The 9,849-nt window shown below is 75.3% G+C and carries 8 protein-coding genes; 5 read left to right on the top strand and 3 right to left on the bottom strand.

The features are described 5' to 3' along the window. Nucleotides 1–87: 87 nt before the first annotated feature. On the top strand, nucleotides 88–4,662 hold the full coding sequence (locus BN344_RS18600; protein ID WP_040339891.1) for an ATP-dependent helicase: 4,575 nt from the start codon (nucleotides 88–90) through the stop codon (nucleotides 4,660–4,662). A 12-nt stretch (nucleotides 4,663–4,674) separates the two neighbouring features. Here the strand turns inward: BN344_RS18600 and BN344_RS18605 are convergent, their stop codons facing one another. Next, nucleotides 4,675–5,469: an aminoglycoside 3'-phosphotransferase gene (locus BN344_RS18605; protein WP_197022376.1), complete on the bottom strand. Its 795-nt coding sequence runs from the start codon at nucleotides 5,467–5,469 to the stop codon at nucleotides 4,675–4,677. A gap of 174 nt (nucleotides 5,470–5,643) precedes the next feature. On the opposite strand from BN344_RS18605, the gene BN344_RS20015 reads away from it, so the two are divergent. Then, nucleotides 5,644–5,817: a hypothetical protein gene (locus tag BN344_RS20015; protein WP_155858956.1), complete on the top strand. Its 174-nt coding sequence runs from the start codon at nucleotides 5,644–5,646 to the stop codon at nucleotides 5,815–5,817. Between the two features lie 43 nt (nucleotides 5,818–5,860). Continuing rightward, on the top strand, nucleotides 5,861–6,718 hold the full coding sequence (locus BN344_RS18610; protein ID WP_040339893.1) for a DNA-formamidopyrimidine glycosylase family protein: 858 nt from the start codon (nucleotides 5,861–5,863) through the stop codon (nucleotides 6,716–6,718). A gap of 82 nt (nucleotides 6,719–6,800) precedes the next feature. Here the strand turns inward: BN344_RS18610 and BN344_RS18615 are convergent, their stop codons facing one another. Then, a complete protein-coding gene (locus BN344_RS18615) occupies nucleotides 6,801–7,643 on the bottom strand; it encodes a PspA/IM30 family protein (protein WP_040339894.1) in 843 nt (280 codons plus the stop codon). Between the two features lie 125 nt (nucleotides 7,644–7,768). Between BN344_RS18615 and BN344_RS18620 the strand changes: the two genes are divergently transcribed. Together BN344_RS18620 and BN344_RS18625 are read left to right on the top strand one after the other, a co-directional pair. Continuing rightward, nucleotides 7,769–8,782, top strand: coding sequence for a PfkB family carbohydrate kinase (locus BN344_RS18620; RefSeq protein WP_040339895.1), 1,014 nt, complete (start codon nucleotides 7,769–7,771; stop codon nucleotides 8,780–8,782). After that, on the top strand, nucleotides 8,779–9,252 hold the full coding sequence (locus tag BN344_RS18625; protein WP_051516115.1) for a GNAT family N-acetyltransferase: 474 nt from the start codon (nucleotides 8,779–8,781) through the stop codon (nucleotides 9,250–9,252). The genes BN344_RS18620 and BN344_RS18625 overlap by 4 nt, the downstream gene beginning before the upstream one ends. Here the strand turns inward: BN344_RS18625 and BN344_RS20020 are convergent. Further along, complete coding sequence (locus BN344_RS20020; protein WP_155858969.1) at nucleotides 9,195–9,746, bottom strand: TetR/AcrR family transcriptional regulator; 552 nt, start codon at nucleotides 9,744–9,746, stop codon at nucleotides 9,195–9,197. The two genes, BN344_RS18625 and BN344_RS20020, sit on opposite strands and share 58 nt — an antisense overlap. Nucleotides 9,747–9,849 lie beyond the last annotated feature (103 nt).

Below are 9,849 nucleotides of genomic sequence, written 5' to 3' on the forward strand. Positions count from 1 at the left end.
CGCGAATTGCCGGTCCGGCGTTCCCGGTCGGGTGGTCCCGGCGGTCGCGGTCAGCGAACTGTCGTACCGCGCGGGGACACTGGTGCCGTGTCCGCTCTCGACCGGTTCTCGGAGGCCACCCGGGCCTGGTTCACGGGCGCCTTCGTGCAGCCCACGGCCGCCCAGGAGGGCGCCTGGAGCGCGATCAGCAGCGGCGACCACGCACTGGTCGTGGCGCCCACCGGATCGGGCAAGACGCTGGCCGCGTTCCTCTGGTCCCTGGACCGGCTGGCGGCCGTGCCACCGCCGGCGGACGAGCAGCTCCGCTGCCGGGTCCTGTACGTCTCACCGCTGAAGGCCCTCGCGGTCGACGTCGAGCGCAACCTGCGCGCGCCGCTGTCCGGCATCGGCCAGGCCGCGGCCCGCCTGGGGCTCGAGCGGCCGGAGATCCGGGTCGGCATCCGCTCCGGCGACACCCCCGCCGACGAGCGGCGGGCCTTCGCCCGGAGGCCGACCGACATCCTCATCACCACCCCCGAGTCGCTCTTCCTGCTGCTCACCAGCGCGGCTCGCGAGGCCCTGCGCGGCGTCGAGACGGTCATCGTCGACGAGGTCCACGCCGTCGCCGACACCAAGCGCGGCGCGCACCTCGCCGTCACCCTCGACCGGCTGGACGAGCTGCTGGAGCGCCCGGCCCAGCGGATCGGCCTGTCCGCCACCGTGCGGCCCATCGAGGAGGTCGCCACGTACCTCGCCGGCGGCCGGCCGGTGCAGGTGGTGGCGCCGCCGTCGACCAAGCAGTGGGACCTCTCGGTCGTCGTCCCGGTCGAGGACATGAGCGAGCTGGGCCAGCCCACCGGAGAGCTGGACGGATCGGCGGCCGGCAACCAGCCGCGCAGTTCCATCTGGCCCGCGGTCGAGGAGCGGGTGCTCGACCTGGTGCAGGCCCACCGCAGCACGATCGTCTTCGCCAACTCCCGGCGGCTGGCCGAGCGGCTGACCAGCCGACTCAACGAGCTCGCCTACGAGCGGGCCACCGGCGAACCCGTTCCACCGGGCACCAACGCGGCCGCGCTCATGGCCCAGGCCGGCTCCGGCGGTGGCGTGCCCGAGGGCGTGCAGCCGGTCGCCGCCGCACACCACGGCTCGGTGTCCCGCGAGCAACGCGCGATCGTCGAGGAGGCGCTCAAGTCCGGCCGGCTGCCCGCGGTGGTCGCCACCTCCAGCCTGGAGCTGGGCATCGACATGGGTGCGGTGGACCTCGTGGTCCAGGTGGAGTCCCCGCCCACCGTGGCCAGCGGTCTGCAACGGGTGGGCCGGGCCGGGCACCAGGTCGGTGCGGTCAGCCGCGGCGTCCTCTTCCCCAAGTACCGCGGTGACCTGGTGCAGTGCGCGCTGGTCGCCGAGCGGATGAAGGCCGGCGCGATCGAGTCGGTCCGCTACCTGCGCAACCCGCTCGACGTGCTGGCCCAGCAGATCGTCGCGATCGTCTCCGAGCGGCCGCGCACCATCGACGAGGTGGCGGCCCTGGTACGCCGCTCGGCGGCCTTCAGCTCGCTCCCGGAATCCGCCCTGCACGGCGTCCTCGACATGCTCGTCGGCCGCTACCCCTCCGACGCGTTCGCCGAGCTGCGGCCGCGCCTGACCTGGGACCGGGTCACCGACACCCTCACCGCGCGCGCCGGGGCGCAACGGCTCGCGGTGACCAGCGGCGGCACCATCCCCGATCGCGGGCTGTTCGGGGTCTTCCTCGTCGGCGCCGAGGGCACCGGCGGCCGGCGGGTCGGCGAGCTCGACGAGGAGATGGTCTACGAGTCGCGGGTCGGCGACGTCTTCCTGCTGGGCTCGTCGTCCTGGCGGATCGAGGACATCACGCACGACCGGGTACTGGTCACCCCCGCCCCCGGCCTGCCCGGGAAGATGCCGTTCTGGCACGGCGACGCCCCGGGCCGTCCCCTCGAGCTCGGTCGCGCCCTGGGGGCCTTCCTGCGCGAGGTCGGCTCCGCGACGCCCGAGGCCGGGCTGGAGCGCGCCCGCGCGGCCGGTCTCGACGAGTGGGGGGCGGCGAACCTGCAGGCCTACCTCGCCGAGCAGAAGGCCGCGACCGGTCACCTCCCCGACGACCGGACGCTGCTGGTCGAGCGGTTCCGCGACGAGCTCGGCGACTGGCGGCTGGTCGTCCACTCCCCCTTCGGGGCGCAGGTGAACGCGCCGTGGGCGCTCGTGCTCGCCGCCCGGCTGCGCGAGCGGTACGGCGTGGACGTCGCCTCCATGCACTCCGACGACGGCATCGTGCTGCGGTTGCCCGACACCACCGGCGAGCCGCCCGAGGCCGACCTCGCCGTCCTCGACCCGGACGACGTCGAGCGGGAGGTGACCGCCGAGGTCGGCACCTCGGCGCTGTTCGCCAGCCGCTTCCGCGAGTGCGCCGCGCGGGCGCTGCTGCTCCCCCGCCGGGATCCGCGCCGCCGCACCCCGCTGTGGCAGCAGCGCCAGCGCGCGGCCCAGCTGCTGTCGGTGGCCAGCGAGTTCCCGTCCTTCCCGATCACCCTGGAGGCGGCACGCGAGGTCCTGCAGGACGTCTACGACGTCCCGGGCCTGGTCGAGCTGATGCGCGACGTGCGCGCCCGCAAGGTGCGCGTCGCCGACGTCCAGACCGAGACGGCCTCGCCGTTCGCGCAGTCCCTGCTCTTCGGCTACGTCGGCCAGTTCCTCTACGAGGGCGACGCGCCGCTCGCCGAGCGCCGGGCGCAGGCCCTCGCGCTGGACACCGGCCTGCTGGCCGAGCTGCTGGGCCGGTCGGAGCTCCGGGAGCTGCTCGACGGCGACGCCATGGCGGAGGTCGAGGCGGAGCTGCAGCGGCTGCCCGAGCAACGGCATCCCCGCGACGTCGACGGCGCCTCGGACCTGTTGCGAGGGGTCGGCGACGTCACCGTCGCCGAGGCCGCCGCCCGCGGGGTCCCGGAGGCCTGGCTCGACGAGCTGGTCGCCTCGCGCCGGGCACTCCGGGTCCGCATCGCCGGCGAGGAGCGGCACGTCGCCATCGAGGACGCCGGCCGGCTCCGGGACGCCCTCGGAACCGCTCTCCCCGTGGGCGTGCCCGAGGTCTTCACCGAGCCGGTCGCCGATCCGCTCGGCGACCTCGTGGGCCGCTACGCCCGCACCCACGGCCCCTTCCAGCCGGCCGAGGTCGCCACCCGGCTCGGCCTGGGCGTGGCCGTGGTGACCGCGACGCTGCAGCGGCTGACCGGGACCGGCCGGCTGGTCACCGGGGAGTTCCGACCGGGAGGCACCGGCCAGGAGTGGTGCGACGCCGAGGTGCTGCGCTCGGTGCGCCGCCGCAGCCTGGCCAAGCTGCGCCAGGAGGTGGAGCCCGTCCCTATCGGCACGCTGGCCCGGTTCACCCCGTCCTGGCAGGGCGTGGGCGGGCGGCTGCGCGGCACCGACGGCGTGCTGACCGTCGTCGAGCAGCTCGCCGGGGCGCTGGTGCCGGCGAGCGCGCTGGAGTCGCTGGTGCTGCCGTCGCGCGTCCGCGACTACTCCCCCGCGATGCTCGACGAGCTGACCAGCGCCGGCGAGGTGCTGTGGGCCGGCGCGGGCGGACTGCCCGGAGGTGACGGCTGGGTCAGCCTGGTGCCGGCGGATCTCGCACCACTGCTGCTGCCCGAGCCGCTGGAGGTGCCGGGCGAGGCCGCACCACTGCTCGATCTGCTCGCCGGCGGCCAGGCGCTGTTCTTCCGCGGCCTGTCCGACCTGCTCGGCGCCACCGACGACACAGCCCTGGCCGACCTGGTCTGGGACCTGGTCTGGGCAGGCGCGCTGACCAACGACACGCTGGCGCCCCTGCGCACCCGCCTCGGCGGCGGCGGCACGCACCGCAGCAAGCCCAGCTCACCGCGTGTCAGGACCGGCGCGCGGCCCGGCCGCATGCGACTGGGCCGGCCGGCCATGCCCACCCGCACCGGACCGCCCACGGTCGCCGGCCGGTGGTCCCGACTGCCCGACCGGGAGCCGAACGCCACCCGGCGGACGACGGCGCGTGCCGAGGCACTGCTCGAACGGCACGGCGTGCTCACCCGCGGTGCCGTCATGGCCGAGCAGGTGGTCGGCGGCTTCCCGGCGGTCTACCCGGTGCTGCGGGCATTCGAGGAGAACAACCGCGCCCGGCGCGGCTACTTCGTCGAGACGCTGGGCGCTGCCCAGTTCGGGACCCCGGGATCGATCGACCGGCTGCGCACCTTCGCCGCACCCGACCGGGTTCCCGGTGGCGCCGTCGTCCTCGCGGCGACCGACCCGGCCAACGTCTACGGCGCGGCACTGCCCTGGCCCGAGCGGACCGTGGCGGCCGACGGGGAGGCGGTGGACCTCGGCGAGGGCACGGGCACCCGGAAGGTCGGGCACCGGGCCGGGCGCAAGGCCGGGGCGCTGGTGGTCCTGGTCGACGGCGATCTGGTGCTCTACGTCGAGCGCGGCGGGAAGACCCTGCTGTCGTGGACCGAGGACGAGCAGGTGCTCAAGGAGGCGGCGACCGCGCTGTCCGGCGCCGTCTCGGCCGGCGCTCTCGGCCGGATGGTCGTCCAGAAGGCCGACGGCGCCTCCGTGCACGAGGCGACCCCGCTGTCCTCGGCGCTGCAGGCGGCCGGCTTCAGCGCCACTCCCCGGGGCCTGCGACTGCGCGGCTGACCTACGGCCTGCTCAGGGTCCGGCGTCCCAGAGCAACCGGTAGTACGCCGTCCGGCCGGGATCCGGGTCGACGCCGTAGGCGTCCAGCAGCGGGCGCTCCCACCCCGGGCCGTAGTTCCAAGTGGTGCTCCAGGTGGCCACGGCCAGGTCCGCCCAGCGGTCGGCGACACCGAGCGAGCCGAGGTCGACGTGCCCCGACCAGGCGCCGTCGTCGGTGAGCAGCGTGTTCGGCGCGCAGGCGTCCCCGTGGCAGACGACCAGCCGGTCGACCTCCGGGACGTCGTCCAGCCGGGCCAGGACGTCCGCGGGTGTCAGCTCCGCGTGCACGGCATGCCAGCGCTCCGGCTGCAGCGCTCCGGCCCCCGAGTACACCTCGGCGACCCGGGCCGGAGCCGACCAGTCGAACGGGCAGCCGTCCACCGGGAGGGCGTCGTGCAGGGCGCGCAGGCCCGCGCCGATGGCCCGGACCGCCGGAAGCGGGTCGGCCAGCCAGCGCTCGTCGACGGCGTTGCGGCCGGGCAGCCCCGCCGTCACCAGCCACTCCCCCTCGTCGTCCCCGCCGTGGTCGAGGACGGCCGGGACAGCCGTGGACCGGGAGGCCCAGCGCAGCCGCTCGGCCTCGGGTGCGATCGGCAGCCCACTGCCGGCCGGCGCCCACTTCACGAACCGGCGGCCCGCTCCCTCCCCGAGCTGCCAGGTGAGGCCACCCAGCTGGTTCCGCCAGACCGGGGTGAGCCGCAGCCCGCCGGCCACCGTGACGACGGCCGCCGGCACCGGCACCGGCTCGGTCGGCGCCCCGGCTGTCACCTCCGGGATGCTGCCACGGACGGACCCTCCCGTCGGGTCGCGCGGCCGAGGCAGAAGCCGTTCTCGCCGCCGTCACGAGGTGACGGTTGCGTGGAGAGTCGCCGCGAGAGGTGCGTCGACCCCCGAGGGAGGTGGACCCTGGAGGTACCAGCGCACCCAAGGGGGAACCACCTCATGCGCACTCTCCTCACCTTCCTGTCCCTCGTCGGCGTCACCCTGCTGGTCGCGGGAGCCGTCGCACCGCAGCTGTTCGTCCTCTTCCTCCTCGGCCTGGTCGTGCTGACCGGCACCGCGAGCGTGGCGCTGGCTGCCATGGACCCGCCCGGCCAGGCACACCTCCCCCACTGACCGGCGGCCGCACGAAGCGGAGCGGACGGGGACACTGGTCGGCGTGCCCGAGGGAGACACCGTCTGGCTGGCCGCCAAGCGCATGAACCAGGCGCTCGCGGGGGCCACGCTGCGCCGCGGCGAGTTCCGGCTGCCGCAGCTCGCCGCCCTCGATCTCACCGGCGTCACCGTCCGCGAGGTGGTCCCCCGCGGCAAGCACATGCTCATCCGGCTCGCCGACGAGCGCACGCTGCGGACGCACTACCGGATGGACGGCAGCTGGCACATCTACCGGCCGGGCACGAGGTGGCGGGGCGGGCCGGGCCACGACGTCCGCGTGATCCTGGCGACGGACCAGTGGGAGTGCGTCGGCTACCGGCTGCACGACGTGGAGATCGTGCCGACCGCGGAGGAGTCCCGGCTGGTCGGTCACCTCGGCCCCGACGTCCTGGGCCCGGACTGGGACCTCGAGGAGGCACTGCGCCGGCTCCGGTCGCAGCCCGACGAGCAGGTCGGTGTCGCGATCCTCGACCAGCGCAACCTGGCCGGCCCCGGCAACCTCTACAAGGTCGAGTCGCTCTTCCTCTGCGGCGTGCACCCCTGGGTTCGGGTGGCCGACGTGGACGACAGGCTCGAGGCCCTGGTCACCCGTGCCCGGACCCTCATGCTCGCCAACCGCGACCACCCGGAGCAGAGCACCACCGGCGACCTGCGCCGCGGCCAGGACCACTGGGTCTACGGCCGGAAGGACAAGCCCTGCCGGCGATGCGGGACGCCGATCCTCCGGGGTGACCAGGGTCCCGAGACGCAGGAGCGGGTCACCTACTGGTGCCCGCGCTGCCAGGCCGCCCGCTCCCCGATCGACCCGCTGGCCCGTACCGGCGAACCCGGTCGCCCGAGGCCGCTGGCGACCCCCGGCTAGCCGGTGCGGACGCGGAGCGGCGGCCTCCGGAACCCGGAGACCGCCGCATCGTGCGTGGTGCGCCCGCGAGCGGGCGCCTGGATCAGGCGGGCTCGGGCCGGTCCGCCGGCTGCGCCTCGCGCTGCTCGGTGAACTGCTGGTCCACAGCGGGTGCGCCCTGCTCGATTGCCTGCGCGGGCTGGCCGCTCTCGACGGCGGGAGTGCCGCCGCCCATGGACGCCCGGATCTGGTCCAGCCGCGAGGCGCCGGCGACGTCGAGGGTCGCCTTCTGCACCTCGAGCATCCGGCCCTCCACCGAGGTCTGCGCCAGCTCGGCCTGCCCCAGTGCGTTGGCGTACCGCGCCTCGATCTTGTCGCGGACCTCGGAGAGGCTCGGCGTGTTGCCGGGGGCCGACAGCTCGTTGACCTGCTTGAGCGAGCTCGCCACGTGCTCCTGCATCTTGGCCTGCTCGAGCTGGCTCATCAGCTTGGTGCGCTCGGCCAGGGTCGTCTGCAGCCGCATGCGGCTCTGCTCGACCGCGCCGCGGGCCTGCTCGGCGGCCTGGAGCGCCTCGTCGTGGCTGCGCTTGAGGTCCTCCATCGACTGCTCGGCAGCGACCAGCTGGGTGGCGAACGCCTGCGCCGCCTGCTCGTACTCGGTGGCCTTGGCGGCGTCCCCGCCGGAGCGGGACTTGTCGGCCAGGACCAGGGCCTGGCGGGCCGAGCCCTGGAGCTTCTCGACCTCGCCGAGCTGGCGGTTGAGCCGCATCTCCAGCTGCCGCTGGTTGCCCAGCACGGCGGCGGCCTGGTTGGCCAGGGCCTGGTGCCGCTGCTGCTCGGCCTCGATCGCCTGGGCGATCTGGATCTTCGGATCAGCCTTCTCGTCGATCTTGGCGTTGGCCGACGCGGTCAGGTACTTCCACAGCTTCACGAACGGGTTGGGCATGGGTCCTCCTGCTCCGGCGCCGTAGCCGGATGGGTCGGCCAGGCGTACGTCGTCCCCCATCGTCCCAGGTGATCACCCCCCGTGACCACGCGGCCGTCCGGCGATCTGCCCGGTTAGGGTTCTGCGTGCCTTCCGGGAAGCCGACGCTGTGCGTGCTGGGCGAGCTGGTGGTGGATCTGCTGCCCGTTCCCGAGGCAGGGGCGGGCCCCGAGGGGACCGCTCCGCAGTACGTCGCGCGCCCGGGCGGCAACGCCCTCAACGTCGCCGTCGCCGCCGGCCGGCTGGGTGCGCCCGTGGCCCTGCTCGCCCGGCTCGGCACCGGCCCGCTGGGCGGTGCGCTGCGCAGGCACGCCGAGCTCTCCGGCGTCGACGTCAGCGGCTTCGTGACCGCCACCGAAGCGGTCAGCCTCGCCGTGATCGGCGTCGGCCCCGACGGCTCCCCCGACTACGGCTTCCACGTGCTGGGTGCGGCCGACTGGCAGTGGACTCCCGAGGAACTGGACCGGGTCCTCCCCGAGGGGACGGCGGTGCTGCACGTCGGTTCGATCTCCGGCTGGACGGACCCGGGGGCCGGCGCGATCGCCGGGCTCGTCGAGCGGATGTCGGGCCGGGCGCTGATCAGCGTGGACCCCAACATCCGGCCGGCGCTCGCCGACGGGCCGGTCGGGGCGACCCTCGGCAACGACCGCGCCGGCGTCCTCGCCCGGCTGGACCGCCTCGTCGCGCGGGCCGACGTCGTGAAGGTGAGCGCCGAGGACCTGGCCTGGCTGGAACCCGACGCCGGGGACCTGGACGAGGCCGCGCAGCGCTGGGCCGGCCGCGGGCCGGCGCTGGTGCTGCTCACCGACGGCGGGGCGCCACTGCGCATCGCTCGACCGGGCCGGCCGCTGCTGCGCCGCGAGTCCCCCTCCGTCGAGGTGGCCGACACGGTGGGCGCCGGGGACTCGCTGGCCGCGGGCCTGCTCAGCGGATTGCTCGCGGCCGGCGTCACGGACCGGCGGTCGCTGGAGGCGCTGGACGACGACCGGCTGCTCGGCCTCGTCGACGACGCGGCCCTCGTCGCCGCGCTGAACTGCACGCGGGTCGGCGCCGACCCGCCCACCCGCGCCGAGGTGGACGCGGCACGGGCGGGCCGATGAACGACGGCGACGACGTCCGGTTGGTCTGCTTCTCCGACCTGTCCGCGACCGTGGTCCGCAACCGGCTGCTGGCCGCGCACGACAGGTTCTGGACCACCGACGCCCGGACGCTGCACCACCCGGTGTGGTTCCACCAGTTCGGCGGGTTCGGCGTGCTCGCGATGAGCGGCTCCGGCGAGGACGTCGGGTACCTGCTCGGCACGGTGACCGTCGATCGGCTGGCCTACCTGCACCTGCTCGCGGTGCGCGACGACCGGCGTCGCGACGGCCTCGGCCGGCGGTTGTGCCGGTGGTTCGACGATCTCGCCGTCAGCACCGGTGCGCGGGTGGTGCAGGCGGTCACCCGGCCCGACAACACGCCGGCGGTCGCGTTCCACACCGCACTCGGCGCGAGCAGCCACCTCTCACGCGATCACGCCGGCCCCGGTGCGGACAGGACCGTGCTCACCCGTTCCCTCCCGACCGCCTGATCCCCGGCCGGGGCGGCCACGGCCTCCGCCAGGCGCGCCGCCTGCCGATGCCGGGCGCTGGAGCGGCCCGGGTGCAGGACCACGCCGGCCAGCCAGCGTGCGGCGAGATCGGCGCCGTCGGCATCGACGCCGAGGGCGTGGGCCAGCCGCTCGGTCAGTTCCGTCCACGTCCCCGGGTCCACGGCGAGCAGCGCGGTGAGCGTCTCGGGCTCGATCTCCGCCAGGCGGCGCAGCACCGGGTGCGCCCCGAGTTCGTCGGAGAGCGCGGCCAGGGCCTCCCGGGTCGGGAGTGCGGCAGCGAGATCGGCCAGCCGGTCCAGTTCCCGGGCCAGGAGCTCGCCGGCGACCTCGTCCTTGGTCCGGAAGTGGTTGTAGAGGGTCGCCTTCGCCACGCCCGCGGCGGCAGCCACCGACTGCATGGTGCTCCGCCGCAGACCGTTCTCCGCGAACGCCCGCGCGGCGCCGTCCAGCAGGCTCCGCCGCGTGGCGTTCACGACGACGCGCCCCCGGGAGCCCGGCGCATCAGGCGGCGAGCGAGACCGCCTCGCCGCGGCGCAGGGCCGAGCGGGCGGGAGCCCCGACGAGGGCGAGCGCCGG

This window comes from Candidatus Blastococcus massiliensis AP3, from assembly GCF_000582785.1.
Classification (GTDB): domain Bacteria; phylum Actinomycetota; class Actinomycetes; order Mycobacteriales; family Geodermatophilaceae; genus Blastococcus; species Blastococcus massiliensis.